This is a genomic window from Bacteroidales bacterium (assembly GCA_016709865.1).
GTDB lineage: Bacteria > Bacteroidota > Bacteroidia > Bacteroidales > VadinHA17 > LD21.
On sequence record JADJLX010000002.1, the window covers coordinates 632,570 to 657,631 of the forward strand.

Sequence of the window (25,062 nt, forward strand, 5' to 3'; positions counted from 1 at the left end):
ATAAAAGATGAAAAAGTTAAATGACATACCGGGGAAAAGTCCTTTTAAAGTACCTGAAAACTATTTCGAAGAGGTAAACAGAAAAATTCTTACTGACACTTCTGACAAAATACAGGTAATAAAAAATGGTGGTTTGCTGATCAGATTCAGACCGTATCTGGCCATTGCAGCATCTATAGCAGGTTTTATTATTATTACTTATACTGCTGTTAATTTATTAACAGCAAAAAAACAAATTCTGAATATCTCTGAAATTGTGTCTGAAGGGAGTCCCGAATTGTATATTAATGATATAGATCTGTATTCTCTTGAAGAAAATGCAGCTCTCTCATCCACCTCAGAAATGGAATCAGGTATAAGTAATGAGGAGATTATTGATTATCTTATCTCCGAAAACATTGATATAAATGATATTTTTGAACAATTATAAACAGTGAATCATGAAAAAAGGATTATCAATACTGTTAATTTTTCTGTTCGCCCCTTTAGTTAAGATCTCAGCCCAGGGTCAGAATCTTGAGAAATTAAATGCCTATAAGATCGGATTCTTTACAAAGAAACTTGATCTCAGTTCCGCCGAAGCAGAAAAGTTCTGGCCTGTATATAATGATTACCAGGATCAAAAGACCAGGATTCAGTTTGAAAGAAATATGATAATCAGAAAATTCAATCAAAGCGCAGGCACTCTCTCCGACAGCCAGCTAAGTGAAATGGGAGACAAACTTGCTGCTACAATTGTTCAGGAATCGGCTCTGGCAGTTACTTTTCATAACAAGCTGAAGGAGGTATTCCCCCCGGCAAAGGTTATCAGATTTTATCAGGCTGAAAATCAGTACAAAGTCCAGCTTTTAAATGAATTGCAGGGCAGGCAGCAACAAAGGTTAAATCCCGGAAGCGATCTATAGGTTAACCTTATAACTCCTGATGAACTCCACTGATTTGGCAATCTCACCATACATTACTTTATCGTCATTAATAAATGGTACGGTTTTTCTGTATGATTTTACCAGATCTTCAATGAAGTCTGAAGATTTGAGGGGCCTTCTGAACTCAAATGCCTGAATGGCAGTAAACAACTCAATTGCAAGTATCCTTTCAAGGTTGTCCGCTACCCTTAATAATCTGGTTGCTCCGTTTGCTCCCATACTTACATGGTCTTCCTGCTCATTAGAGGAGGGAATTGAATCAACTGAAGTTGGTGTACAGAGCTGTTTATTCTGGCTTACAATTGATGCAGCAGTATATTGCGGGATCATGAATCCGCTGTTCAGGCCCGGATTTGCAACAAGAAATTCGGGCATATCCCTTTGTCCGGCAATTAACCGGTAAACCCTTCTCTCCGAAATGCTTCCAAGTTCTGCAAGTGCGATCGCAAGATAATCGAAAATGAGGGCCAGAGGCTGACCATGAAAATTGCCTCCCGAGACAATCAGATCTTCTTCCGGGAAAATTGTCGGATTGTCTGTAACAGAATTAACTTCCGTAACAATAACTGATTTGGCATAGCTTATCGCATCCTTGCTGGCCCCGTGTACCTGGGGTATACAACGGAAAGAGTAAGGATCCTGAATATGTTCTTTGTATTGCGAAAAGATCTCGCTTCCCTTTAACATTTCCCTTATCGCCCTTGCGGTAGCCAGTTGTCCCTTATGCGGCCTGATAGTATGGACTATCTCAAAAAACGGGTCGGGTCTTCCATTGTATGCTTCCAGCGAAACTGCTGAAGCAATGTCGGCGAACAATGAAAGCCTCTCAGCCATAGAAATAATATAAACGCCATAGGAAGCCATGAACTGTGTCCCGTTAAGAAGAGCAAGCCCCTCTTTTGATTTGAGTTCGACAGGTGACCATCCGAATTTTTTAAGGATAACTTCCGATTCACAGGTTTCCCCCTTGTATGTCACCTCTCCCATACCAAGCAATGGCAGTACAAGGTGAGCAAGAGGCGCCAGATCGCCCGATGCACCCAGGGAGCCCTGCTCATAAATGACGGGAGAGATTCCTTCGTTGAAGAAATCTATCAACCTCTGTACAGTCTCAATCTGAACACCCGATTTTCCAAGACTCAGGGCATGTATCTTCAGAAGAAGCATTAATCGTACAATCTCCTCTTTTACAACAGGTCCGGTTCCACAGGCGTGCGACATAACGAGATTTTCCTGAAGCTTATTCAGCTGATCGCTGCTGATTGTTTTCTTATGCAGCGAACCGAAACCGGTTGTGATCCCATAAATTGGCGTTTTATTGTTCTCCAGTTTATGGTCGAGGTACGTCCTGCATGAGTTTATAAGAACTGCTGATTCCTTTGAAAGTGAAAGTTTTCCACCTTTATTCAGAATATCCCAGAGTGTTTCAAGAGCAAGATTTTCAGGTGAAATATTGAAGTTCATCAGATTTTTGTTTTAGGTTGAATTTCAAGCAATCATTAAAGATCAGGAACCAAGCTCATTCTTTATAAATGAACTTAAATCATCAACAGACATCTTTTTCTGTTCACCGGTAGACATTACCTTAACAGTTACAGATCTGGTTTTTATTTCATCTTCTCCGGCAATTATAATATACGGTATCTTTCTGGAATCGGCATAGGACATCTGCTTCTTTAACTTTACCGCATCAGGATAAAGCTCACATCGGATACCCATCATACGCAGCTGATCTAGGATACTGATGGCATAAAGAGATTCATTATCCCCGAAATTTACAAACAGCACTTCTGTAGCTGAGACTTTTAAATGCTCAAAAAGACCGAGCTGATTCATCACATCATATATCCTATCGGCACCGAAAGAGACCCCGACGCCGGAAACACCTTCCATTCCAAATACTCCGGTAAGATTATCATACCGGCCTCCTCCACAGATACTTCCTATACTTACATCTTTAGATTTAACTTCAATAATTGCTCCGGTATAATAGTTCAGGCCTCTAGCGAGAGTAAGATCAAGTTCTACCTGACAATTCATATGAGAGCTCTCAATGTATTTAAACAGAGTAGTAAGCTCCGCTATTCCTTTCATGCCTGCTTCAGAGGTTGCCAGGAGATGACTTAATTTTTCAAGTTTTACAGCTGTGTTACCGCTAAGTTCGAGAAGAGGTTTAAGAGCTGCAATTGCCTGAGCAGAAAGACCTTTGGAAATCAATTCCGCATTAACAGCATCTATTCCTATTTTGTCAATTTTGTCAATGGCTACAGTTATATCGGTAATTCTCTCAGCCTCACCTATAAAATCTGCAATACCGGATAAGACTTTCCTGTTATTGACTTTTATAACGACAGAGACGTTCAGCTTGCCAAAGATCTCATCAATAATCTTTATTAGTTCGTATTCATTTAATAATGAGTCACTGCCGATTACATCAACATCGCACTGAAAGAACTCACGGTACCTTCCTTTTTGTGGTCTGTCGGCTCTCCATACCGGCTGAATCTGGTACCTCTTGAACGGGAAAGTTATTTCATCCCTGTGCTGAACCACATATCTGGCGAAGGGCACTGTAAGGTCATATCTCAGGCCTTTTTCGCACATCTTTGAAGAGAGTCTTGCTCCTTCGCGCTTAAGCAGCTCTTCATCATTAACTGAAGATAAGAAATCACCCGAATTTAAGATTCTGAACAACAACTTATCACCCTCCTCTCCGTACTTTCCCATAAGGGTTGTAAGGTTCTCCATGGCAGGAGTCTCGATAGGCTGATAACCGTACAATCTGAATACCTGTTTGATTGTTTCAAAAATATATTCACGTCTCAGCATCTCCTCTGTTGAGAAATCGCGGGTTCCTTTAGGAATGGATGGTTTTGAGGACATATTATCAGGATAAAGGATAAAAGATAAAAGAACAAAGACAAAAGTATAAAAGATAACCAGAATCTAAAAGGGAGAAATGCAGATTGGGTCAAAACATGTAGAGACGCCATGCCTGGCGTCTAAGATTGATATAACACATGTAGAGACGCCCTGCCTGGCGTCTAAGATTGATATAAAAACAAGCAGAGATCTGTATAAAAATAAGCAGAGACGCCATGCATGGCGTCTCTACAAATAAATTTCCTGATTAATCAGTATTTTTCAGGCACAAATGTCTGGTCGGTAACCGGAGGCCTTACATAAGCCGTATTGTGCTTTAATGGCGGCAGTTTGAACGGTTTTGGTGTCAGATCCTCATAAGGAATCATCGAAAGAAGGTGATCAATAGTGTTCAGACGGGCCCGTTTTTTGTCATCAGCATGAACAACATGCCATGGAGCCTGTTTGGTATCGGTGAAAGCAAACATTTTGTCTTTGGCCATAGAATATTCAACCCATTTATCGCGTGATTCGACATCCATCGGACTGATTTTCCATCGTTTTGTGGGGTCTTTGATCCTGTCCTGGAATCGTTTTTCCTGTTCATGATCACTTACTGAGAACCAGTATTTTATCAGGATTGTTCCTGATCTTATTAGCATCCTTTCAAACTCAGGGCATGAGCGCAGAAATTCCTCATATTCATCATTTGTACAGTATCCCATTACTTTCTCAACACCTGCCCTGTTATACCAGCTTCTGTCGAAAAGAGCTATCTCTCCTCCTGCGGGAAGCTGGGAGACATATCTCTGGAAATACCATTGGGTTTTCTCCTTTTCGGTAGGAATGCCAAGAGCAACAATTTTGCATATTCTGGGATTGAGACAGCCGGCAATTGTTTTTATTACTCCACCTTTACCTGCTGCATCGCGTCCTTCGAAAACGACAACGATCTTCAGCTTTTTGGCTTTTACCCATTCCTGGAGCTTAACCAGCTCAATTTCCTGTTTAAGAAGAAGTTCTTCATATTCCTTCTTGTCGATTTTTTTCCTTTTTTCAGGTTCAATATCACGATATTCACCAACCTTTTCAGCAACTTTTGCTTTAGCGGGTTTCTTTCCTTTTGAATGTCCCATGATTCAGAATATTAAAATAAGAAAGAAATATACCAAATAATTTTGGGATTTCAAAATCCGCAACCCGCAATCAGGAATCCGCAATACCTAACTATTGAATAAACGGAATAGATAAAGGATATCTGAAGAGTTCTCCTTTTGAAGCTTTTATGCTTGCAATTGTGATACAGACAACTTTAAGTGTAAGAAGGATAAAAAGCAGCGGGAAGCCTATAATAATGAAGCATAATGGAACTACAAGCACCATATACAGAAGTATAGAGAGCTGAAAGTTCATAGATGCCTTACCGTTAATATTAACCCAGGCGGATTCATCTCTTTTAGATAACCAGCAAATCATCGGGCCTAAAATTGCCCCAAAAGGGAAGAAGAAACCTGCAAAAGCTGACAAGTGGCACAGCATTGACCAGTTTCTTTCTGTTTCGGATAATATCTTATTCTCTTCCATGACCTTCAAGTTTTATTAAAAGACGGATCTATTTCCCCAATGCTGCATCAATTCTATTTAGCAAGCCTCTTAAGATCGGCAGGTAACAAGCCATTTGGATTAGATTTATCTATCAGGTGCTGGTTATAATAATACATGTTTGCATCATCTGTACCAATAAGCATCTTAAAACAGTAACCTGAGTTTCTTTCGCCAACAGGACCGACTTTATGAAGGATTACTGTATTGGCACTCTTATTATCAATAGCTTTTACAATATCTTCCTCTGTAACAATTTCAATCTTATTATTATAAATAGATTTTATTTTATCGATTGAGGAAATTTCAGGTGCGAGATCCTCCAGTTTTACAAGTATTGTTTTATTCTGCACTTCGGGGATATACTTATTATAATACTTCAGATACTTTCTCCCTGTTAATGAAGGATCTTCTGAAATCATCTGAGCATGTTTTTGCATAAAAGCAAGTATAGCACCAAGCTTATAGCTGTAATCAAGGTCGTCCTCGCCTGCGAAAGAGAGTGGAATTGCACAGATTTCAGGATTCTCTCCCAGCTTGTTAACGTTTTTACCCTGAAGCAGATTAACAAAATTAAAAAGGCCATTTGTTTTGTCCTTCTCAAAATTGGTCTGTGTAAGTACAATAAATGAATATGCAGGATTGAGCCTCTTGACATTAAAATCTGCAATTGAAATGATCTCATAAGGAGTTATTTTCCAGTAAGCTTTTACTGCTTCTGTTATATAAGCATTGTACGTGGAGAAAGGATCATCTTCCAGAACAACACAGGTTTTGGATGCAGTAAACTGTTTTATCTCATCTTTACTCGGGAAAGGGGCCTGTGCAGTAAGCAACAGTGAGTAAAAAAACAATACAAGGGCAAATGAAATCTTTTTCATATCTGGCGTATTAATTTACTGGGATATACAATGGATTCTTCTCATTGAACTTTCTGATATAAACAAACATCTGTTCCTTTTTCTTTTTCCTCGACAGCTGAATATACTCCTCATACAGCTGATTATCTTTCATCAGCAAAAGTTCAGTATTCTCAATGTCAAACTCAATAACCTTACCACTCTCAAAATCAATTAAATATTGTTTCAGCTCATTCCGGCTCACATTTGATTGCCTGTATGGTGAATAAGGTGAGTAAGGCGAATAGTATGAGTAGGGTGAATAATAATTACTGTATCCGTAAGGGGAATAGTAAGGATCATAATAACCGTACGGAGAATTATTGTAACGCGAATCGTAAGTTGTGATATCGGCAACGAAATGGCAGATACTCCCTACAAAAGTTATCCTGTTGAAGTTCTCCTGGATCTGAACATATAATACTCCATTACGGGAATAACCCCATATCATGTTCTTGGCGATCTCCTGTCTGATGCCCATATTATCGTAGAAATAGATTTTGTCCATCTCCATGACTTTCTTAAAGAATTCCCTGTCGTTATAATCAACAGATGTTAAGAGTTTGGCTTTAGGTATAGGACTATTCAATCGAACCTGGTCAAAGTTCAGATAAATACCATCTTTGAACCTGAAATCGGGTGTATATCTGACCATTCCCTCCTTTTCCTGTGCAGAAACCGGGAAATATGCAAATGCTGAAATGAAAAAGCTTATAACCAAAATATTCCTTATCCCAACTGCCATGTTAATCTATGTTTTACCTTCTCATTTCAAATATTGTACCGAAAAGGGCAAATTTAATGTTTTCCATTAAAGGTTGTTAAAATCAGTTGATGTATATTTATTACTTATTTTGATTATTTTTACAGAACCTTAAATGTTTTAATACATGGTTAGCGAAACCGGGCAAAAAGATATTCCAGATTCATTGAACAGATCTTCTGAGGAAATTTTTAACAGGAACCGGAAGAAAATTGAGACATATTCAATTGTTGCACTCTTTTGCCTAATCGCGGCAATCCTTCTTATTTCGGTTGACCAGAGGCTAATTGCCGGATGTCTGATAATAGCAGCTGCAGTTTTGGGAATAATGGTTTTCAGGAAAACAATTGAAGTAAATAAGAAATTTAAAGACTCCTTTTCCGAATTTTATTCCCTGAATGAGAAAAAGGATGATGTAATTACAGATTTCTCTCACAGGATAAGGGAACCCCTTAACAATCTGGTTATCATTGCTGATATGTTGATGGAATCGGGTCTTCAGAAAAAACAGAAAGAATTGCTTGAGACTTTTATTGCATCAACCAATAACATGGTCACCACTGTGAATGAATTATCGATGCAATCTGCCGGTAATCTTAGTTATGAACCGCGAAAAGCAATCAGATTCAACCTGTTATCTACTATCCAGAACACATTCGAACTCTATAGTCTTAAGGATAAAGCAAACATCGATTTCATACTGAATAAAAAAGATTTCATCGATCAGGAATATTTAGGAGATCCTATTATACTCAAACAAATATTTCTTGATCTATTCAATACTATTGAGGACCAGGTTTCTGACAGAGCTATAAAGGTTACAATTAATCTCAAAAAGACCAGGGAGAGTGAACTGGAAAATATTATTGCATTCAGAATTCAAACTGATAAGAGTATTGTGCTTATAAATGAATCGGCCGGAAACAATAATCTTACTGCGCGGCTCATTTCTTCAGGCAATGGAACATTCAGTCAGGAGATCGGTACAAATCATACCATTTTGAACATATATCTTCCATTCACTAATTCTGCAACTGAGCCGCGACAAAAAACGGTTTCCCCGAAGATGGAAGAGCTTATTCCAAAGGAGAAAACCCATAAAGAGTTGAAAGACATTAAAATACTCCTGGTTGAAGATAACCTGATTAATCAGAAGATCACCCTTCTTACTCTCAGCCCGCTTGTAAACAGTATAGACACTGCCTCCAATGGTAAAGAGGCACTTGATAAGTTCGGCACATCAAACTATGATCTTATTCTTATGGACATACAGATGCCGATAATGAGCGGCCTCTTAGCTGCCGAAAAGATCAGGGCACTGGAATCGACTACTAATTCTCATGTTCCGATAATTGCGATAACCGCTAACGCCATGATAGGTGATAAAGAAAAATGCCTCTCTGCAGGTATAGATGATTACATCAGCAAACCATTTCAGCCTGCAGCTCTTCTTGAAAAAATAAAGAAGATTATTTAGTTGATTTAACCATAGGGCGGAACCCGATTACCATAATATCATCAACCTGTTCATTGCGCCCAATCCATGTTTTAATATTCTCATCAAGAATCGCTTTCTGGTCATTAACAGGGAAGTGGTGAATAGTAAGCAGAAGATACCTGAACCTGCGGTACATGAATTTTTTATTCTCTGATCCTCCGAACTGGTCTACGTAACCATCAGAGAAGATATAAATTATATCATCCTCTTTAAGGTCAATCTCACTGTCGTTATATGATACCCCGTCAGGATTCATTCCAATAATGATCTTATCACCTTTAATCTCTATCAAGCTGTCATTACGGATAAGATAGAGAGGGAAAAATGCACCTGCAAAATTTAGTTTCTTCTTTTCCTTATCAATAACACAAAGCCCAATATCCATTCCGTCCCTGATAATTGTTCCGATATTTTTCTCCCTGCTAAAGGTCTTTTCCAATCCTTTATTCAGTATAGCGAGTATTTGAGAGGGTAATTCTATGTTGTCTTCATTGATAGTCTTTTCGATAATTTCAAGTCCGATCATAGACATGAGTGCGCCGGGAACACCATGACCAGTGCAATCGGCTGCAACAACAAATACTTTATTGCCTTTCTCTCCTATCCAGAAAAAATCTCCGCTGACAATATCCTTAGGCTTAAAAAGAATGAAAGAATCAGAGAAATGGCTCCTGAAATATTCTTCTGAAGGAAGCAATGCCTCCTGTATTCTTTGCGCATAAATAAGGCTGTCGGTGATATTTTTGTCGCGCAACTCAAGTGCTACTTTCTGTTGCTCGATCATCAACAGGGCCTGTTCCTTTTCTTTAAGCAGGTTTTTAGTCTTGATAAGCATTCTGGTCTGCGACTTAACCAGCCAATAAACAAGGGCTATTACAATAGCACCATAAAGTATAAAACGGAACGGAGAGCCGGAAGAACCAATTGTGCTGACATCAGTACCAAAGGCTGAAATCAAATAAAAGCCGCTATAATGAGTGTAACTATATGTACTTAAATAGAGTCCCATCAGATAGTACAAAAATAGACTATTTATCCGTACCTCTTATCTGCCTTCGCTGAAAATAAGTATGATAACTAACTAATGTACAATTCATCCTTACCTTTTCCAAGCAATAAGCGGTATTTAACGGATGGTGACTCAATTAATTTTCCTGCTCCCAGAGTATTCCATTTCTTATCAACTGCAGAAATCGTATCGGGATCAGAGCACACTACATTCGGCCATTTTCTGGGAAATCCTCCCTTTCTGAATGCTTTTATAGTTCCATCAAGTAACAGAGTTCCATTGGAAAAATATCTGTGATCGCGCTGAGGATCAGAGTTGCCAAGAAGCTGCCATGCAACAGTATGGATATCTGAAGTATCTACAGTATGATCAACAACAATTACAAGTTTGAAAATGGAATCAGGATCATTGGACTCCAGAAGGATTTGAATTTTGTCGATAACACCGGCATCCTCAGAAATGTTAACCGACAGAATCAGAACAGGAATATAAGACGAAACCAGGTGGGAGTTATAATCTTTAATTAAGTCTGTTCTGAGAAAATCAGTTTTGAAATTTGAGATTTGCTCATTAATCCTATCCGGGGCTGCTTTCCTTCCATTGAGTTCTTCCGGATGTTTAATTGTAGCATCGAGGCCTGCCTTACCTCCAAATGAGAAGTTATCGGAGCAATGATCAAGTACATCGAGAGGTCCTTTTGTAAATAACAGGTCTTTACCAAGATCTGTATTTTCAAAGATATGAACGAGCAATCCGGAATAATCTCTTATATCAATATTGCCACTTACAACTACCAGGTATTTTGAAAACATCATTTGTCCGGCCCCGAACAGAGAATTCAGTACTTTCATGCCCTGTCCTGGATATGATTTTTTTATTTTCACTATCACAAGGTTATGAGCTACTCCTGCATCCGGCATGTGAAAATCAACTATTTCAGGCTGAATTGCCATTTTTACAGCAGAGAGGAAGATCCTTTCAGTTGCCTTTGCAAGCCAAACATCTTCCTGTGGCGGGATACCAACTATTGTAGCCGGATATATTGCTTTACGGGAATGGGTGATACAGGTCACATGGAATTTTGGATACCAGTCTGCCAGAGAATAGAATCCGGTATGGTCACCGAAAGGTCCTTCCCACACAGGTTCCTCAGCCGGGTCAACATACCCTTCAATAATAATATCTGCATCATAAGGCACGTACAGATCATTTGTCAGACACCTGACCATTTTAACTTTTTTACCTCTGAGAAATCCTGCAAGAATATACTCATTAATATTTTCCGGAAGAGGTGCTGTAGCTGCATAAGTATAAACCGGATCACCGCCCAGAGCAACAGAAACAGGCATCCTTTTTCCGGTCTTTTTCCAGGCTTCAAAATGATTTGCTCCTGTTTTGTGACGCTGCCAGTGCATTCCTGTTGTATTCTTATCTAAAATCTGCATCCTGTACATACCGACATTTGTCTTACCGTTTTCCGGATTGACGGTGTGCACCATAGGTAGGGTAATGAATCTTCCGCCATCATGCGGCCAGCATTTCAGAACAGGAAGTATTCCCAGGTCGGGATTCATGTGGATTACCTGCTGGCATGATCCTTTTCTTCGTAAACGTGAAGGCAATATACCTGCCAGCCTGATCAGAGAGGGAAGCGATGATATTTTTTTAAGGATACCGCCACTGTTATCGGTCATCCTGCTGAATAGATTTTCAATCTCTGCTCCTGCATCGTCGAGATCTGCTCTTCCGATTGACATTGCCATTCTGCTGTCAGACCCAAAAGCATTAATCAGTACGGGGAAATCAGTACCGTTATTCTCAAAAAGGAGAGCTTTTCCTGAGGATTTAGTTATTCTGTCGGTAATCTCGGTTATTTCCAGAACCGGATCGACGAATGTATTTATTCTCAGGAGTTCATTTTTTTTCTCAAGAGCATTGATGAAAGTTATCAGTCCCGGATAAGCCATATAAGTCTACAATTGAATCTCAAAGATATATAAAACAATAATGGGAACTATTCGCTAGGAGTAGTTCCCATTCACCGTTTTCAGCCGAGGCTGCTAACGATGTCAGATTACTGTTATTGTGACCGGCTGCTTACTCAGGATACGGGATCCTTTTTTGCAACCCATGGCTTTCGGGTTTTGCCTGTTACAGCAGAACCGTCGGGCTGTCCTTTTTTCCTGCCTTGCGGCGGGACTTCGGGGACGAAGTGTCATTCAGGCGCTGTTGCTTATTTCCCGGAGGATCAGGCATCAGTTTCAGTTAGCCCGGGGCCGAAGCCCGTCGCAGTCTGAAGCCCTGTGACTCAATCGCTGAAAGAACGTTTCCGGTTTTCGTTGACCTACTGAACATCGCGGACGTTGAGTCCTCTAAGTTCAGGCTTCGGCTCTCATGGTGCGCAGACCCGGAGGTCTGACCGAAACGGATCGTGTCTCAATTAAGTAACCTTTTCCGTTTCCACATCGTTCGAGCAGTCTTTTATCGCTCACCTGATAGAATCAAATTTACATCAGGATTCTTAAAAAACAATAGAAAGATGGTCGTTGTTATAAACCTGGTTTCAACAGATGTTATCAACAATTGTTAATAACGTCGGGATGTGCGCCCCCTGGCCGCAATGCGGCCATCCCCCTAAAGGGGGACTAACTCCGTCACATATCTTAATCTACTCATTTATTGAGAATTAGCCCCCTTCAGGGGGGTTGTGGGGCAAAAAAAAGGCCATCCCTGAGGACAGCCTTTCTATCTGAATTTAATATGGTCTATTTTTTATAGCCGTATACAGCCAGTGCACCCAGTTCCTCTTCAATTCTGAGAAGCTGGTTGTACTTGCAGATCCTGTCGGTTCTGCTAGCAGAACCTGTTTTAATCTGACCTGAGTTAGTTGCTACTGCGATATCAGCTATAGTGGTATCTTCTGTCTCACCTGAGCGGTGTGAAGTAACACTTGTATAGCCAGCCCTGTGAGCCATTTCAATTGCCTGAAGGGTCTCAGTAAGTGAACCAATCTGGTTTACTTTGATCAAGATTGAGTTTGCGCAACCCATATCGATACCTTTTTTTAAGGTATTCCACATTTGTAACAAACAGGTCATCACCTACAATCTGGCATTTCTTTCCAATCCGGTCTGTAAGCATTTTCCAGCCGTCCCAGTCACCTTCTGCCATACCGTCTTCAACTGAATCGATAGGATATTTTGTAACTAGCTGTTCAATAAAATCAACTTGTTCTTTTGAGGTTTTTCTGGCACCTTTGGGACCTTCGAATTTTGAGTAGTTGTAGAGACCTTCCTTATAGAATTCAGATGCAGCACAGTCGAGACCGATAGTAATATCGGAACCGGCCTTGTAACCTGCCGCTGTAATTGCCTTGATAATAGTCTCCAGAGCATCTTCAGTCCCGTCGAGTTTTGGAGCAAAACCTCCTTCGTCACCAACTGCAGTGCTTAATCCGCGCTCTTTAAGGACTTTCTTCAATGAATGGAAAACTTCAGTACCCCAGCGAAGACCTTCTTTAAAAGAAGAAGCGCCAACAGGTCTGATCATGAATTCCTGGAAAGCAATTGGGGCATCAGAGTGAGATCCGCCGTTGATAATATTCATCATAGGTACCGGAAGAGTTACTGCATTTGCACCACCTATATAACGGAATAATGGAAGTCCGTGGTAAGCAGCTGCAGCTTTAGCGACCGCCAGAGATACACCAAGAATAGCGTTTGCTCCAAGGTTACTTTTTGTTTTGGTGCCGTCGAGATCGATCATTTTCTTATCGATGCCGGCCTGATCGGTTACATCGAGACCGATAACCTCTTCAGCTATAACGTTATTAACATTATGAACAGCTTTAAGGACACCTTTTCCTAGATAACGAGCCTTATCGCCATCACGTAATTCAAGAGCTTCATTTTCTCCAGTAGATGCACCTGATGGTACTGCAGCACGGCCAAAAAAGCCGCTGGCTGTTGATACTTCAACTTCAATTGTCGGATTGCCGCGGGAATCAAGAATCTCACGAGCATGAACACTAACTATCTGACCCATAATTTTTTATTTATTATTAAACAATAATGCAATATACAAAAAAAGGGATAAAGCCTTTATGACTTATCCCTTTCCTTTAAAATATTTCTTCAAACATTTTTTTACTCTTCAGGAGCGGCCTCTTCGGCACTCTCTTTACTCTTTGCTGCAGGTTCATCTGCTTTTTTTACTTTTTCCTTAGCAGCCTTAGGTGCTTTAACTTCGCCTTCTACCTCATCTTTTTTCTTTGAAGTCTTCCTTCTGCGGGTAGTTTTGGTTTTGGCAGCCTCACCGCCAAGCATAGCTTCGTTATAATCAACCAGCTCGAGAATACACATATCGGCATTATCTCCGATCCTGTGGCCTGTTTTCAATATACGAGTATATCCGCCTGGTCTTTCGCCGATCTTCGGGGATACTTCTCTGAACAGTTCAGCAACTGCAGTCTTATCTTTCAGATAGCTGAAAACCACTCTTCTTGAGTGTGTTGAATCTTCTTTCGATTTAGTGATAAGAGGTTCAACATAGGTACGCAGTGCTTTTGCTTTAGCAGTTGTTGTTGTAATCCTTTTATGAAGGATAAGTGATGTTGCCATGTTAGCAAGCATCGCCTTCCTGTGTGAACTTGTTCTTCCTAAATGGTTAATAACTCTTGAATGTCGCATTTCTCTATTTCCTTAACCAGTTTTCAAATTAATCTTTCTCTAACTTATATTTACTTACATCCATCCCAAATGAAAGACTCATATTTTCGAGCAACTCATCAAGCTCAGTAAGTGATTTTTTTCCAAAGTTTCTGAATTTAAGCAAGTCGTTCTTGTTAAACCTTACAAGGTCGCCAAGTGTATCAACTTCAGCTGCTTTAAGGCAGTTAAGAGCCCTCACAGAAAGGTCGAGATCGACCAGTTTGGTTTTCAGCAGCTGGCGCATATGCAGTACTTCTTCATCGAATTCCTCATTAGCCATCTTGTCGTCTGAGTCGAGAGTAATTTTCTCATCTGAGAATAACATGAAATGATATATGAGGATTTTTGCAGCTTCTTTAAGAGCATCTTTCGGGTGAATTGAACCGTCAGTTTCTATTTCGAAAAGAAGTTTTTCGTAGTCAGTCTTCTGCTCAACACGATAATTCTCAACAGAGTATTTCACATTCCTAATAGGTGTGAAAATAGCATCAATTGCGATGAGACCGAATTCGCTGTCGGCAGGTTCATTCTCTTCAGCTGGCACATAACCTCTTCCTTTGTTTATGGTAACCTCGATCTGCATTTTTACATCGGTTTCCATTCTGAAGATCACCAGTTCTGGATTCAGGACCTCAAAGCTGCTGAGAGCGTTATTAAGGTTGCCTGCTTTAAATACTTCCTGACCACTGACTTTTATTGTTACTTTTTCATGATCAACATCTTCAACAGTTCTCTTAAAACGTACCTGTTTAAGGTTAAGTATTATCTCGGTAACGTCCTCCATAACACCGGTTATAGTAGAGAACTCATGGTCTATGCCCTCGATCTTAACAGTTGTAATGGCAAAACCTTCAAGCGAAGAGAGAAGAATTCTTCTCAGTGCATTGCCGACAGTAATACCATAGCCAGGTTCAAGCGGACGGAATTCGAATTTTCCGTACTTTTCGTCCGCTTCCAGCATTATTACTTTATCAGGCTTCTGGAATGATAAAATGGCCATAGAATTTTTCTTAATATTATTACTTGGAATACAATTCAACTATAAGCTGTTCCTTGATGTTTTCAGGAATATCAGTACGTTCAGGCACGTTCATAAATTTACCTGCCATTTGTGTATCGTCCCACTCGAGCCATGAAAATTTAGTAAATTTTCTTGTTGTAAGTGAATCAACAATATTCTCAAGAGATTTTGATTTCTCGCGAACCCCAATTATATCACCCGGTTTAAGCTGGAAAGAGGGAACGCTTACAACTGATCCGTTCACAGTAATATGTCTGTGAGAAACCAGCTGACGTGCGCTTGCTCTTGTAGGAGCAACACCCAGACGATATACCACGTTATCGAGACGTGCTTCGAGCAACTGAAGGAGTACTTCACCGGTAACGCCTTTACTTCTTGAAGCTTTTTCAAAAGTATTGCGGAACTGACGCTCAAGCATTCCATAAGTATATTTTGCTTTCTGCTTTTCTCTGAGCTGAACGCCATATTCAGAAGTCTTCTTTCTCTTCTTGTTCATTCCATGCTGCCCGGGGGGAAAGTTCTTCCTTTCCAGGTGCTTATCGGCACCGAAAATGGCTTCGCCGAATTTTCTTGCTATTCTTGTTTTTGGGCCAGTATATCTTGCCATTTGTATAAAATTTTTGAACTTAGTTACTTTTATTATTATTTCGGATTTCGGATTTTCGATTTCGGATTTCAAAATCCGCAATCCCAAATCCGCATTCCGCAATTATTTACACTCTTCTTCTTCCGGGAGCACGGCAACCATTGTGAGGCATTGGTGTAACGTCGACGATTTCAGTTACCTCAATACCAACATTGCTGATTGATCTGATAGCTGATTCGCGACCTGAACCCGGACCTTTAACGAATACCTTTACTTTCCTTAATCCAAGATCATAAGCAACCTTTCCACATTCCTCGGATGCCATCTGTGCAGCATAAGGTGTGTTTTTCTTTGAACCTTTGAATCCCATTTTACCAGCAGATGCCCATGAAATAACCTGACCTGAATTATTTGTCAGTGTAACAATAATGTTATTAAATGATGAGTGAACATGTGCCTGGCCTGTAGGTTCAACCTTAACAACCCTCTTTTTTAATGCTCCAGTCTTCTTTGCCATAATCTATTTATTTAGTAGCTTTTTTCTTGTTTGCAACAGTTTTCTTTCTCCCTTTGCGGGTTCTTGCATTATTCTTGGTACTCTGTCCTCTTACCGGGAGACCAATTCTATGACGAACACCACGATAGCAGCCAATATCCATAAGCCTTTTGATATTCATCTGAGTTTCCGAGCGGAGCTCACCTTCCAGCTTATAGTTATCATTCAGAATTCTACGGATGTTGTTGATCTGATCATCGGTCCATTCCTGAACCTTTGCATTCCGGTCAACACCAGCCTCATCGAGTACCCTTTGAGCTATGCTTCTGCCTACTCCGTAGATGTAAGTCAGGCCAACTTCGCCTCTTTTATTTCTTGGTAAATCTACACCAACAATACGTGCCATATAAAACTTTTCTTAAATGAGTTGCAAAATTAGTTAAAATTATCCCTGTCTCTGTTTGAACTTGGGATTTTTCTTATTAATAACGTAAATGCGACCTTTTCTCCTGACGATTTTACAGTCAGCGCTGCGCTTTTTAACAGATGCTCTTACTTTCATTACCGTTAATATTTCTTATTTATACCTGAATGTTATTCTTCCTTTAGTTAAATCATATGGTGACATTTCCACTTTTACTTTATCGCCTGGCAGAATCTTGATATAGTGCATTCTCATCTTTCCCGAAATATGTGCTGTTATCACATGTCCGTTTTCGAGCTCCACCCTGAACATTGCATTTGACAGGGCTTCGATGATTGTGCCATCCTGCTCAATTGATGCTTGTTTCGCCATACGATTACAATTTATTTAAAACTTTATCTATAAACTCAAAAGTGGTTAATACGTCTGCTTTTCCTTTATCAACAGCAACGGCATATTCAAAATGTGCTGATGGTTTGCCGTCGGCTGTTTTAATTGTCCAGCCATCTTTCATCTGTATAGTCTCCTTTTTCCCGGAGTTTATCATCGGCTCGATACAGATTACAAGACCTTTTTCCATCTTCGGTCCTGTTCCCTTTTTTCCCCAGTTAGCTACCTCAGGCGGTTCGTGTAATTTCTTCCCCAGCCCATGCCCTACCAGATCTCTGACTACAGAGTAACCTCCGCTTTCTGCTTTAGTCTGAACTGCACTGGAGATATCTCCAATCCTGTTTCCGGCAACAGCCTCCTTAACTCCTTCCTCAAGAGAAGCCCGGGTAAAATCGAGCAATCGTCTTATCTCTTCACTTATCTCACCAACCGGAAAAGTAAAAGCACTGTCGCCATACCATCCGTTTAATATCACTCCGCAATCGACTGATATTATATCACCCTCTTTAAGAACATAGGATGACGGGATTCCGTGAACCACTTCGTCGTTGACAGATGTGCAGAGTGTATTCGGAAAACCACCATATCCCTTAAAAGCCGGAGTCGCACCATTATCGCGAATGAACGATTCAGCAATTTTATCGAGATAAAGAGTGGTAATCCCCGGTTTGATAATTGAAGCCATTTCAGCAAGTGTCCTCGACACCAGCAAATTGCTTTCTCTTAACAACCCTACCTCTTCATCAGTCTTAAAATACAACATCAAAGAACGCTAAACTATATTATACCGATGTTACGGCGCCTGATCTGCCTTTAACACGGCCTGATTTCATCAGACCATCATAATGACGCATAAGCAAATGACTTTCAATCTGTTGTAAAGTATCAAGAATAACACCTACAAGGATTAAAAGAGATGTGCCTCCAAAAAACTGAGCAAACTGAGGAGTTACTGTAGCCTTTACCGCCAGTGAAGGAAGTATAGCTACTATAGCAAGGAAGATAGAACCCGGGAAAGTGATCCTCGACATAATTGTGTCGAAGAATTCCACAGTCTTTCTTCCCGGTTTGATACCCGGAATAAATCCTCCGTTTTTCTTCATGTCTTCTGCCATCTGAACCGGATTGATAGTAATTGCGGTATAAAAATAAGTAAAGACAATAATCAATATTGCAGTTACAAGATTATACCAGAATCCGTACATATTGGAGAATGCAACAACAAATGCTGAACTAGAATCTGCATATCCGGCAATAATTATAGGAAGCATCATGATTGCCTGGGCAAAAATGATAGGCATAACACCGGCAGCATTAACCTTAAGAGGTATATACTGACGTACGCCTCCATACTGCTTGTTTCCTACAATTCTTCTTGCATACTGAACCGGTACGCGGCGTGTTCCCTGTACAAGAAGTATTGTACCAAGTACAACAACAAACAGAAACACAACCTCAACAATTACAGCAATAAATCCGCCAGCACCGTTTAACCTTGCACCTACTTCGAAAACGAAGTTTGCCGGCATACGGGCAACAATACCAATCATTATTATAAGTGAGATACCGTTTCCGATACCCTTATCAGTAATTTTTTCTCCAAGCCACATCACAAACATTGTACCTGCAGTAAGAATTACAACAGAGGAGAACTTAAAGAAAAATCCTGAAAGGACAAACGCAGATGGGTCAAGTTGTGCCTGAAGATTTAAAAGATACGTTGGAGCTTGTAAAACAAGGATAGCAACAGTTAGATATCTTGTATACTGATTCATCTTACGTCTTCCGCTCTCACCCTCTTTCTGTAACTTCTGGAAATAAGGGAATACTATACCTAGCAGCTGTACCACGATGGATGCAGAAATATAAGGCATGATACCCAGGGCGAAAATTGAAGCCTGCGAGAATGCACCTCCTGAGAACATATCGAGCAGTCCCATTATACCGGAAGATGTTTGATCCTTAAGACCTGCTAGTTGTGATGGGTCGATGCCCGGAAGGGTAATGTATTTACCCAGTCTGTACAATAAAATGATTCCAAAAGTATAGAGTAACCTCGCCCTGAGGTCTTCTATCTTAAAGATATTTTTTATAGTCTGAATCAGTCTCATGAAATTACAGTATTACAGCGGTTCCCTTTTTTGCTTCGATTGCTTCGATTGCTGATTTGCTGAATGCGTGGGCATGAACTTCGAGTTTTTTCTCAAGAGTTCCTTTTCCCAGGATTTTAACATGTGCATTTTTTGAAACATATCCAGCCGATACAAGTATCTCAAAATCGATTTTTTCAAGATTATGCTGATCTGCAATAGTCTGAAGGGTACTTATATTAATACCTTTGTACTCTTTGCGGTTAACATTTTTGAATCCGTATTTTGGAACACGTCTCTGAAGTGGCATCTGGCCTCCTTCAAATCCTACTTTCTTACTATAACCTGATCTGGATTTCGCGCCTTTATGTCCTCTGGTGGAAGTTCCACCTTTACCGGAGCCCTGGCCCCTACCGAGACGCTTACCTTTTTTAACCGATCCTTTAGCAGGTCTTAAGTTACTCAAATCCATAACTTTGTATTATAAATGTGTTTAATACCTTAAATATTTTCAACTTTAACCAAATGGCTTACTTTCACTACCATACCTAAGATCTGGGGAGTAGCTTCATGTTCAACGCTATGGTTTAATTTACGGATACCGAGAGCTTCGAGAGTTCTCTTCTGTCTTTCTGGTTTTCCGTTTTTACTTTTCACCTGGGTGATACGAATTTTTGCCATCGTAATCTTCTTTACTAACCGTTAAAAACTTTATCCATTGCAACACCTCTGTGTTCAGCAATCGAGAATGCATCTCTCATTTCGAGAAGAGCAGCGAATGTTGCTTTCACAAGGTTGTGAGGGTTTGATGAACCTTTCGACTTTGCAAGCACATTATGCACACCAACACTTTCAAGAACTGCACGCATAGCACCACCAGCCTTAACACCGGTTCCCGGAGACGCTGGCTTGATGAATACTTTAGCACCGCCGAATTTGGCAATCTGCTCATGAGGTATAGTACCATTATGAACAGGTACTTTTATCAGATTCTTCTTAGCATCTTCGATACCTTTTGCAATAGCTGTAGTAACTTCACTTGCTTTACCAAGGCCATGTCCGACGATTCCATCTTCATTTCCCACCACAACTATGGCAGAAAAACTGAATGTACGACCACCTTTGGTAACTTTGGTTACTCTCTGAATGCTAACAAGCCTGTCTTTAAGCTCGAGATCGCTGGTTTTAACTTTTCTTATACCGTTTCCCATAATTCATTAGAATTTTAATCCGCCTTCGCGGGCTGCATCAGCCAATGATTTTACTCTGCCGTGATATTTATAACCGCTTCTGTCGAAAACAACTTTCTCAATACCTTTTTCTTTGCATTTGGTAGCAAGAAGTTTTCCCACGAGTTTAGCCTGTTCAATTTTCTTAATACCTGTCTGGGCAGCAATATCTTTCTCTTTAGAGCATGCCGACAGTATAGTAACACCATTCAGATCGTCAACAACCTGAACATATATCTGTTTATTGCTACGGTATACTGCCAGTCTTGGTGCTTCAGCAGTTCCGTTTATTTTCTTGCGGATCCTCATTTTGATCCTTGTTCTTCTTTCCAACTTAGTTAAGGCCATGATTTTTTACTTTTACCAGATTAAACACTAGCAGATTTTCCAGCCTTCCTTCTTAGCTGTTCTCCAACAAACTTGATTCCTTTTCCTTTGTAAGGTTCCGGCGGACGGAGTGATCTGATTTTTGCAGCCACATGTCCGATAAGCTGCTTATCGATGCATGTAAGGGTGATAATCGGATTTGCCCTTCTTTCAGTTTTAGTCTCAACTTTAACTTCATTCGGAAGCTGAAGAATTACTTCGTGAGAAAAACCAAGGCTCATCTCAAGATTTTGTCCTTTTGCCTCTGCCCTGTAACCAACTCCAACGAGTTCAAGTTCTTTTTTATAACCTTCTGAAACACCTACCACCATATTGTGGATAAGTGCGCGGTACAAACCGTGCAACGATTTATGACTTTTTGATTCTGATGGTCTCGACAGAATTACTTCATTCTCCACCACTTCCACCTTCAGGTCGGGGTCAACTGCCTGAGTTAACGTTCCCAAGGGGCCTTTCACACTAACCATGTTGGTGTCACTGACACTGACAGTAACGCCTTTTGGCAGGTTTACAGGTAATTTTCCTATTCGTGACATTAAGCTATCCTCCTAATTAGTAAACATAACATAATACTTCACCGCCTATTTTCTCTTTTTTAGCCTCTTTATCAGTCATAAGACCTTTTGAGGTTGAGATAATTGCGATACCGAGTCCGTTAAGTACTCTTGGCATCTCTTCAAATCCGGTATACTGGCGGAGTCCCGGACGGCTGACTCTCTGAATTTCTTTGATTGCGGGTTTCTTGCTCTTTGCATTATATTTGAGAGCAATTTTCAGCACACCCTGTGGTCCATCACCTTCAACAACCTTATAACTGAGGATATAACCTTTTTCGAAAAGAATTCTGGCAACCTCTTTCTTAAGATTGGATGCTGGAGCCTCAACAACCTTATGACCGGCCATAATGGCGTTCCTTATTCTGGTCAGTAAATCTGCAATTGGATCAGTCATCTTCTGTTATTTAATATAGTTTTTAATTTATTCTGTTTATTACCAGCTGGCTTTTTTCACACCCGGGATAAGACCGAATGATGCCATTTCCCTGAATGTAATCCTGCTTATACCAAACTGTCTCATATAGCCTCTTGAACGTCCGGTCAGTTTGCAACGGTTGTGCATTCTGTTTGCGTTTGAATTCTTTGGGAGACGGCTTAATCCGACATAATCTCCTTCGGCTTTAAGCTTTGCTCTTTTAGCAGCATATTTCTCAGTCAGTTTTGCGCGTTTTACTTCGCGGGCTACCATGGATATCTTAGCCATATTACTAGTTTTTATTGTTTTTAAATGGTAATCCAAAATGTTTGAGCAGAGCCAAAGCTTCCTCATCAGAGTTTGTTGAGGTCACAAATGTTACCTGGAGACCCATGATCTTTGCAATTTTGTCAAGGTCAATCTCCGGAAAGATGATCTGTTCAGTAACTCCGAGAGTATAGTTACCTCTTCCGTCGAGTTTTGAATTTATCCCTTTAAAGTCGCGGATACGTGGCAGGGCCACAGAGATCAATCTCTCAAGAAACTCATACATCCTCTCTTTGCGTAATGTCACCATTATGCCGATGGGCATGTTCTTTCTCAGCTTGAAGTTTGAAATATCCTTCGAAGAGAAAGTCTGAACAGCTTTTTGTCCGGCTATATCAGATAGTTCCTTCACACCATATTCCAGCAGCTTCTTGTCTGCAATAGCCTGTCCTACACCCTGGTTGATAACAATCTTCTCTAACCTGGGAACCTGCATTATCGATTTATATCCGAATTCCTTCATCAATGCAGGGACGATCTCGTCATTATACTTGGTTTTTAGCGCAGGTATGTACATTACTTGATCTCCTCTCCTGATTTTTTTGAATAACGCACTAATTTATCTTTTTCGTTCAGTCTCTTGCCGACGCGGGTAGGTTTGCCTGAAGTAGGATCGATGAGCATAAGATTTGAAATATGCACCGGTGCCTCTTTTTTAACAATACCGCCCTGAGGAGCTTTTGCGTTTGGCTTGGTATGTTTTGATACCATGTTAACACCTTCAACAATTGCTCTTGTCTTTTCTCTGTCGACTTCCAGAACCCGGCCTTTCTGGCCTTTTGATTCACCTGTTATAACCATAACGGTGTCTCCCTTTTTTATATGTGTCTTCTTCTGCATCGTTGTGTATTTAATATATTACAACACTTCAGGTGCTAATGAAACAATCTTCATGTACTTATCGCGGAGTTCCCTTGCAACGGGCCCGAAGATACGAGTTCCGCGTACTTCATTTACGTTGTTGAGGAGAACCACAGCATTATCGTCAAATCTGATATAGGAACCATCGGGACGACGGATCTCTTTTGTTGTTCTGACGACAACTGCTTTGCTCACAGTACCTTTTTTTGCTTCACCTGAAGGAAGTGCGGATTTCACACTCACAACAATTTTATCACCTACGGTAGCATATCTTTTCTTGCTACCACCGAGTACCCTGATGCATAAAACTTCTTTAGCACCTGAATTATCGGCTACGGACAATCTGCTTTCCTGTTGTATCATGATTACTTAGCTCTTTCGATTATTTCAATTAGTCTCCAAGCCTTGTTCTTGCTCAAAGGCCTGGTTTCTGATATACGTACGGTATCACCAACGCCGCATGTATTCTCTTCGTCGTGCGCCATCAGCTTTTTTGTCTTGTTAATAAACTTGCCATAAATAGGGTGTTTAACTTTCCTTTTAACGGCTACGATGATGGACTTGTCCATTTTTGTGCTGACAACCACACCAATTCGCTCTTTTCTAAGATTCCTTTCTTCCATTGCTGACTAGCTATTTGATTTTTTATTCAACTCTCTTGTACGCAATTCGGTTAGCAGGCGTGCAATCGTAAGTTTCACTTCTTTAACCTTTTGTGGATTATCAAGCGGAGTGATTGCATGGTTAAGCTTCATACGAACGAGCATTGTCCTCTCTGTATCGATCCTCTCGAGAAGATCGGGGGTGCTTAATTCTTTTATTTCTGAAGTTTTCATTATTCTCTAATTATTATTCCTGTACGTAATCGCGTCTTATAACAAATTTTGTTGTTATCGGAAGTTTCTGAGCTCCCAGACGGAGAGCCTCTTTTGCAACTTCGTATGGTACACCTTCGGCTTCGAGTATTATTCTGCCCGGAGTTATTGGTACCACAAATCCTTCAGGTGCTCCTTTTCCTTTACCCATACGAACCTCTGCAGGTTTCTTTGTTATAGGTTTATCGGGGAATATCCTGATCCACAACTGGCCTTCACGTTTCATGTGACGTGTAACGGCCTGACGAGCTGCTTCGATCTGCCTTCCTGTGATCCAATGCTCTTCAAGTGCTTTGATACCAAATGACCCGAATGCCAGCTGGTTGCCTCTTTGTGCATTGCCTTTCATTCTTCCCTTCTGGGCTCTCCTGAATTTGGTCCTTTTCGGTTGTAACATTGCTCAAATATTGTTATAAAATTATTTACTAAGTATCTTACTTCTTTGTTTTCCTTTTAAGGCTCTTGCTCTTGGCATTTCTTGCTCCGATGTTCGGGCTGAGATCTCTCTTTCCGAAAACTTCACCGTTACAGATCCATACCTTAACACCAAGGAGACCTACTTTTGTATGAGCTTCAGCAAGAGCATAATCTATATCTGCTCTTAATGTATGAAGCGGAATACGACCCTCCTTATATGATTCGCTTCTGGCCATTTCAGCGCCGCCCAGACGACCGGAGATCATAATTTTTATTCCTTCTGCACCCATACGCATTGTAGAGGCGATCGACATTTTGATGGCACGACGGTAAGAGATTTTACCTTCGAGCTGACGTGCAATATTGTTTGCAACGATATTGGCATCAAGCTCCGGACGTTTTACTTCAAAGATGTTTATCTGAACCTCTTTCTTTGTAATTTTCTTGAGTTCTTCCTTCAGCTTGTCAACTTCCTGTCCGCCTTTTCCGATGATAATACCCGGACGTGCAGTGTTAACAGTTACAGTGATAAGCTTCAGTGTTCTTTCAATAATAATCTTGGAAAGACTGGCTTTTGCGAGCCTGGCATTCAGGTATTCCCTGATTTTTGTATCCTCAACCAGTTTGCCGGAGAAGTCTTTTCCACCGTACCAGTTTGAATCCCATCCTTTGATTATACCTAATCTGTTACCTATCGGATTTACTTTTTGTCCCATCTG

The 25,062-nt window shown here is 40.4% G+C and carries 34 protein-coding genes and 1 pseudogene; 3 read left to right on the plus strand and 32 right to left on the minus strand.

Features of this window, described 5'->3' with window-relative positions; genetic code table 11:
- Positions 1-7 precede the first annotated feature (7 nt).
- Positions 8-430, plus strand: coding sequence for a hypothetical protein (locus IPJ16_04625; protein ID MBK7626474.1), 423 nt, complete (start codon positions 8-10; stop codon positions 428-430).
- A gap of 10 nt (positions 431-440) precedes the next feature.
- Positions 441-905, plus strand: coding sequence for a hypothetical protein (locus tag IPJ16_04630; protein ID MBK7626475.1), 465 nt, complete (start codon positions 441-443; stop codon positions 903-905).
- Here IPJ16_04630 and hutH read toward each other — a convergent pair.
- The 6 genes from hutH to IPJ16_04660 all read right to left on the minus strand — a co-directional run bounded on the left by hutH (position 900) and on the right by IPJ16_04660 (position 7,034).
- A complete protein-coding gene (gene hutH, locus IPJ16_04635; protein MBK7626476.1) occupies positions 900-2,390 on the minus strand; it encodes a histidine ammonia-lyase in 1,491 nt (496 codons plus the stop codon). The genes IPJ16_04630 and hutH overlap by 6 nt on opposite strands.
- 42 nt (positions 2,391-2,432) lie before the next feature.
- Complete coding sequence (locus tag IPJ16_04640) at positions 2,433-3,809, minus strand: histidine--tRNA ligase (GenBank protein MBK7626477.1); 1,377 nt, start codon at positions 3,807-3,809, stop codon at positions 2,433-2,435.
- 251 nt (positions 3,810-4,060) lie between these two features.
- Positions 4,061-4,924, minus strand: coding sequence for a polyphosphate kinase 2 (gene ppk2 / locus IPJ16_04645; GenBank protein MBK7626478.1), 864 nt, complete (start codon positions 4,922-4,924; stop codon positions 4,061-4,063).
- Between the two features lie 91 nt (positions 4,925-5,015).
- A complete protein-coding gene (locus tag IPJ16_04650; GenBank protein ID MBK7626479.1) occupies positions 5,016-5,372 on the minus strand; it encodes a DUF4870 domain-containing protein in 357 nt (118 codons plus the stop codon).
- Between the two features lie 53 nt (positions 5,373-5,425).
- Entirely contained in the window at positions 5,426-6,271 is an 846-nt protein-coding gene (locus IPJ16_04655; GenBank protein ID MBK7626480.1) for a hypothetical protein, read from the minus strand.
- Positions 6,272-6,281: 10 nt separating this feature from the next.
- Complete coding sequence (locus tag IPJ16_04660) at positions 6,282-7,034, minus strand: hypothetical protein (protein MBK7626481.1); 753 nt, start codon at positions 7,032-7,034, stop codon at positions 6,282-6,284.
- 145 nt (positions 7,035-7,179) lie between these two features.
- Between IPJ16_04660 and IPJ16_04665 the strand changes: the two genes are divergently transcribed.
- The gene (locus IPJ16_04665; GenBank protein MBK7626482.1) at positions 7,180-8,529 is read left to right on the plus strand and encodes a response regulator; all 1,350 of its coding nucleotides are present in this window, start codon (positions 7,180-7,182) and stop codon (positions 8,527-8,529) included.
- On the opposite strand, the gene IPJ16_04670 is transcribed toward IPJ16_04665, so the two are convergent.
- The 26 genes and pseudogenes from IPJ16_04670 to rpsC form a co-directional block, all read right to left on the minus strand.
- Complete coding sequence (locus tag IPJ16_04670) at positions 8,522-9,571, minus strand: SpoIIE family protein phosphatase (protein MBK7626483.1); 1,050 nt, start codon at positions 9,569-9,571, stop codon at positions 8,522-8,524. The two genes, IPJ16_04665 and IPJ16_04670, sit on opposite strands and share 8 nt — an antisense overlap.
- A gap of 56 nt (positions 9,572-9,627) precedes the next feature.
- On the minus strand, positions 9,628-11,526 hold the full coding sequence (locus IPJ16_04675) for a menaquinone biosynthesis decarboxylase (protein ID MBK7626484.1): 1,899 nt from the start codon (positions 11,524-11,526) through the stop codon (positions 9,628-9,630).
- Between the two features lie 798 nt (positions 11,527-12,324).
- Positions 12,325-13,603: pseudogene (gene eno, locus IPJ16_04680) on the minus strand (phosphopyruvate hydratase).
- A gap of 101 nt (positions 13,604-13,704) precedes the next feature.
- Positions 13,705-14,247, minus strand: coding sequence for a 50S ribosomal protein L17 (rplQ, locus tag IPJ16_04685; GenBank protein MBK7626485.1), 543 nt, complete (start codon positions 14,245-14,247; stop codon positions 13,705-13,707).
- A 28-nt stretch (positions 14,248-14,275) separates the two neighbouring features.
- Positions 14,276-15,268, minus strand: coding sequence for a DNA-directed RNA polymerase subunit alpha (locus IPJ16_04690; GenBank protein MBK7626486.1), 993 nt, complete (start codon positions 15,266-15,268; stop codon positions 14,276-14,278).
- Between the two features lie 19 nt (positions 15,269-15,287).
- Positions 15,288-15,896 carry a 30S ribosomal protein S4 gene (gene rpsD / locus IPJ16_04695; protein ID MBK7626487.1) on the minus strand — a complete coding sequence of 203 codons (609 nt, stop codon included), beginning with the start codon at positions 15,894-15,896 and terminating at the stop codon, positions 15,288-15,290.
- Positions 15,897-16,002: 106 nt separating this feature from the next.
- A complete protein-coding gene (gene rpsK / locus IPJ16_04700; protein ID MBK7626488.1) occupies positions 16,003-16,392 on the minus strand; it encodes a 30S ribosomal protein S11 in 390 nt (129 codons plus the stop codon).
- Positions 16,393-16,399: 7 nt separating this feature from the next.
- Positions 16,400-16,777, minus strand: a complete 378-nt coding sequence (rpsM, locus tag IPJ16_04705) for a 30S ribosomal protein S13 (GenBank protein MBK7626489.1) — start codon at positions 16,775-16,777, stop codon at positions 16,400-16,402.
- A 39-nt stretch (positions 16,778-16,816) separates the two neighbouring features.
- Positions 16,817-16,933: a 50S ribosomal protein L36 gene (gene rpmJ, locus IPJ16_04710; GenBank protein MBK7626490.1), complete on the minus strand. Its 117-nt coding sequence runs from the start codon at positions 16,931-16,933 to the stop codon at positions 16,817-16,819.
- Positions 16,934-16,948: 15 nt separating this feature from the next.
- Positions 16,949-17,167 carry a translation initiation factor IF-1 gene (infA, locus tag IPJ16_04715; protein MBK7626491.1) on the minus strand — a complete coding sequence of 73 codons (219 nt, stop codon included), beginning with the start codon at positions 17,165-17,167 and terminating at the stop codon, positions 16,949-16,951.
- Positions 17,168-17,171: 4 nt separating this feature from the next.
- A complete protein-coding gene (map, locus tag IPJ16_04720; protein ID MBK7626492.1) occupies positions 17,172-17,948 on the minus strand; it encodes a type I methionyl aminopeptidase in 777 nt (258 codons plus the stop codon).
- Positions 17,949-17,967: 19 nt separating this feature from the next.
- Positions 17,968-19,296, minus strand: a complete 1,329-nt coding sequence (secY, locus tag IPJ16_04725; GenBank protein MBK7626493.1) for a preprotein translocase subunit SecY — start codon at positions 19,294-19,296, stop codon at positions 17,968-17,970.
- Positions 19,297-19,300: 4 nt separating this feature from the next.
- Positions 19,301-19,747 (minus strand): 50S ribosomal protein L15, encoded by a 447-nt coding sequence (gene rplO, locus IPJ16_04730; GenBank protein ID MBK7626494.1) that lies wholly within the window; start codon positions 19,745-19,747, stop codon positions 19,301-19,303.
- A 29-nt stretch (positions 19,748-19,776) separates the two neighbouring features.
- Positions 19,777-19,956 (minus strand): 50S ribosomal protein L30, encoded by a 180-nt coding sequence (gene rpmD / locus IPJ16_04735; GenBank protein MBK7626495.1) that lies wholly within the window; start codon positions 19,954-19,956, stop codon positions 19,777-19,779.
- A 14-nt stretch (positions 19,957-19,970) separates the two neighbouring features.
- Entirely contained in the window at positions 19,971-20,486 is a 516-nt protein-coding gene (gene rpsE, locus IPJ16_04740; protein MBK7626496.1) for a 30S ribosomal protein S5, read from the minus strand.
- 6 nt (positions 20,487-20,492) lie between these two features.
- Positions 20,493-20,852, minus strand: a complete 360-nt coding sequence (gene rplR / locus IPJ16_04745; GenBank protein MBK7626497.1) for a 50S ribosomal protein L18 — start codon at positions 20,850-20,852, stop codon at positions 20,493-20,495.
- 20 nt (positions 20,853-20,872) lie between these two features.
- Positions 20,873-21,427, minus strand: coding sequence for a 50S ribosomal protein L6 (gene rplF, locus IPJ16_04750; protein ID MBK7626498.1), 555 nt, complete (start codon positions 21,425-21,427; stop codon positions 20,873-20,875).
- Positions 21,428-21,443: 16 nt separating this feature from the next.
- The gene (gene rpsH, locus IPJ16_04755) at positions 21,444-21,842 is read right to left on the minus strand and encodes a 30S ribosomal protein S8 (GenBank protein MBK7626499.1); all 399 of its coding nucleotides are present in this window, start codon (positions 21,840-21,842) and stop codon (positions 21,444-21,446) included.
- Positions 21,843-21,881: 39 nt separating this feature from the next.
- Positions 21,882-22,151 (minus strand): 30S ribosomal protein S14, encoded by a 270-nt coding sequence (rpsN, locus tag IPJ16_04760; protein MBK7626500.1) that lies wholly within the window; start codon positions 22,149-22,151, stop codon positions 21,882-21,884.
- A gap of 4 nt (positions 22,152-22,155) precedes the next feature.
- Positions 22,156-22,707 (minus strand): 50S ribosomal protein L5, encoded by a 552-nt coding sequence (gene rplE / locus IPJ16_04765; protein MBK7626501.1) that lies wholly within the window; start codon positions 22,705-22,707, stop codon positions 22,156-22,158.
- On the minus strand, positions 22,707-23,030 hold the full coding sequence (rplX, locus tag IPJ16_04770; protein ID MBK7626502.1) for a 50S ribosomal protein L24: 324 nt from the start codon (positions 23,028-23,030) through the stop codon (positions 22,707-22,709). The genes rplE and rplX overlap by 1 nt, the downstream gene beginning before the upstream one ends.
- An 18-nt stretch (positions 23,031-23,048) precedes the next feature.
- The gene (gene rplN, locus IPJ16_04775; GenBank protein ID MBK7626503.1) at positions 23,049-23,414 is read right to left on the minus strand and encodes a 50S ribosomal protein L14; all 366 of its coding nucleotides are present in this window, start codon (positions 23,412-23,414) and stop codon (positions 23,049-23,051) included.
- Between the two features lie 2 nt (positions 23,415-23,416).
- Positions 23,417-23,674 carry a 30S ribosomal protein S17 gene (gene rpsQ / locus IPJ16_04780; protein MBK7626504.1) on the minus strand — a complete coding sequence of 86 codons (258 nt, stop codon included), beginning with the start codon at positions 23,672-23,674 and terminating at the stop codon, positions 23,417-23,419.
- Positions 23,675-23,680: 6 nt separating this feature from the next.
- A complete protein-coding gene (gene rpmC / locus IPJ16_04785) occupies positions 23,681-23,887 on the minus strand; it encodes a 50S ribosomal protein L29 (GenBank protein ID MBK7626505.1) in 207 nt (68 codons plus the stop codon).
- Positions 23,888-23,900: 13 nt separating this feature from the next.
- Positions 23,901-24,323, minus strand: coding sequence for a 50S ribosomal protein L16 (gene rplP, locus IPJ16_04790; protein ID MBK7626506.1), 423 nt, complete (start codon positions 24,321-24,323; stop codon positions 23,901-23,903).
- Between the two features lie 37 nt (positions 24,324-24,360).
- A complete protein-coding gene (rpsC, locus tag IPJ16_04795; protein ID MBK7626507.1) occupies positions 24,361-25,059 on the minus strand; it encodes a 30S ribosomal protein S3 in 699 nt (232 codons plus the stop codon).
- Positions 25,060-25,062 lie beyond the last annotated feature (3 nt).

Bases quoted from the DNA above. Each gene is read 5' to 3' on its own strand.
- infA (MBK7626491.1), bottom strand. From the start codon at position 17,167: ATGGCGAAACAAGCATCAATTGAGCAGGATGGCACAATCATCGAAGCC.
- rpmD (MBK7626495.1), bottom strand. From the start codon at position 19,956: ATGGCAAAAATTCGTATCACCCAGGTGAAAAGTAAAAACGGAAAACCA.
- rplQ (MBK7626485.1), bottom strand. From the start codon at position 14,247: ATGCGACATTCAAGAGTTATTAACCATTTAGGAAGAACAAGTTCACAC.
- rplP (MBK7626506.1), bottom strand. From the start codon at position 24,323: ATGTTACAACCGAAAAGGACCAAATTCAGGAGAGCCCAGAAGGGAAGA.
- rpsC (MBK7626507.1), bottom strand. From the start codon at position 25,059: ATGGGACAAAAAGTAAATCCGATAGGTAACAGATTAGGTATAATCAAA.
- IPJ16_04625 (MBK7626474.1), top strand. From the start codon at position 8: ATGAAAAAGTTAAATGACATACCGGGGAAAAGTCCTTTTAAAGTACCT.
- IPJ16_04640 (MBK7626477.1), bottom strand. From the start codon at position 3,809: ATGTCCTCAAAACCATCCATTCCTAAAGGAACCCGCGATTTCTCAACA.
- rpsK (MBK7626488.1), bottom strand. From the start codon at position 16,392: ATGGCAAAGAAGACTGGAGCATTAAAAAAGAGGGTTGTTAAGGTTGAA.
- IPJ16_04690 (MBK7626486.1), bottom strand. From the start codon at position 15,268: ATGGCCATTTTATCATTCCAGAAGCCTGATAAAGTAATAATGCTGGAA.
- rplO (MBK7626494.1), bottom strand. From the start codon at position 19,747: ATGGATTTGAGTAACTTAAGACCTGCTAAAGGATCGGTTAAAAAAGGT.
- rpsH (MBK7626499.1), bottom strand. From the start codon at position 21,842: ATGACTGATCCAATTGCAGATTTACTGACCAGAATAAGGAACGCCATT.
- rpsN (MBK7626500.1), bottom strand. From the start codon at position 22,151: ATGGCTAAGATATCCATGGTAGCCCGCGAAGTAAAACGCGCAAAACTG.
- rpsD (MBK7626487.1), bottom strand. From the start codon at position 15,896: ATGGCAAGATATACTGGCCCAAAAACAAGAATAGCAAGAAAATTCGGC.
- IPJ16_04660 (MBK7626481.1), bottom strand. From the start codon at position 7,034: ATGGCAGTTGGGATAAGGAATATTTTGGTTATAAGCTTTTTCATTTCA.
- rpsM (MBK7626489.1), bottom strand. From the start codon at position 16,777: ATGGCACGTATTGTTGGTGTAGATTTACCAAGAAATAAAAGAGGCGAA.
- rpsQ (MBK7626504.1), bottom strand. From the start codon at position 23,674: ATGGAAGAAAGGAATCTTAGAAAAGAGCGAATTGGTGTGGTTGTCAGC.
- rplX (MBK7626502.1), bottom strand. From the start codon at position 23,030: ATGCAGAAGAAGACACATATAAAAAAGGGAGACACCGTTATGGTTATA.
- rplF (MBK7626498.1), bottom strand. From the start codon at position 21,427: ATGTCACGAATAGGAAAATTACCTGTAAACCTGCCAAAAGGCGTTACT.
- IPJ16_04675 (MBK7626484.1), bottom strand. From the start codon at position 11,526: ATGGCTTATCCGGGACTGATAACTTTCATCAATGCTCTTGAGAAAAAA.
- hutH (MBK7626476.1), bottom strand. From the start codon at position 2,390: ATGAACTTCAATATTTCACCTGAAAATCTTGCTCTTGAAACACTCTGG.
- rplE (MBK7626501.1), bottom strand. From the start codon at position 22,707: ATGTACATACCTGCGCTAAAAACCAAGTATAATGACGAGATCGTCCCT.
- IPJ16_04650 (MBK7626479.1), bottom strand. From the start codon at position 5,372: ATGGAAGAGAATAAGATATTATCCGAAACAGAAAGAAACTGGTCAATG.
- rpsE (MBK7626496.1), bottom strand. From the start codon at position 20,486: ATGGGAAACGGTATAAGAAAAGTTAAAACCAGCGATCTCGAGCTTAAA.
- rplN (MBK7626503.1), bottom strand. From the start codon at position 23,414: ATGATACAACAGGAAAGCAGATTGTCCGTAGCCGATAATTCAGGTGCT.
- IPJ16_04630 (MBK7626475.1), top strand. From the start codon at position 441: ATGAAAAAAGGATTATCAATACTGTTAATTTTTCTGTTCGCCCCTTTA.
- IPJ16_04655 (MBK7626480.1), bottom strand. From the start codon at position 6,271: ATGAAAAAGATTTCATTTGCCCTTGTATTGTTTTTTTACTCACTGTTG.
- rplR (MBK7626497.1), bottom strand. From the start codon at position 20,852: ATGGCCTTAACTAAGTTGGAAAGAAGAACAAGGATCAAAATGAGGATC.
- map (MBK7626492.1), bottom strand. From the start codon at position 17,948: ATGTTGTATTTTAAGACTGATGAAGAGGTAGGGTTGTTAAGAGAAAGC.
- rpmJ (MBK7626490.1), bottom strand. From the start codon at position 16,933: ATGAAAGTAAGAGCATCTGTTAAAAAGCGCAGCGCTGACTGTAAAATC.
- ppk2 (MBK7626478.1), bottom strand. From the start codon at position 4,924: ATGGGACATTCAAAAGGAAAGAAACCCGCTAAAGCAAAAGTTGCTGAA.
- IPJ16_04665 (MBK7626482.1), top strand. From the start codon at position 7,180: ATGGTTAGCGAAACCGGGCAAAAAGATATTCCAGATTCATTGAACAGA.
- rpmC (MBK7626505.1), bottom strand. From the start codon at position 23,887: ATGAAAACTTCAGAAATAAAAGAATTAAGCACCCCCGATCTTCTCGAG.
- secY (MBK7626493.1), bottom strand. From the start codon at position 19,296: ATGAGACTGATTCAGACTATAAAAAATATCTTTAAGATAGAAGACCTC.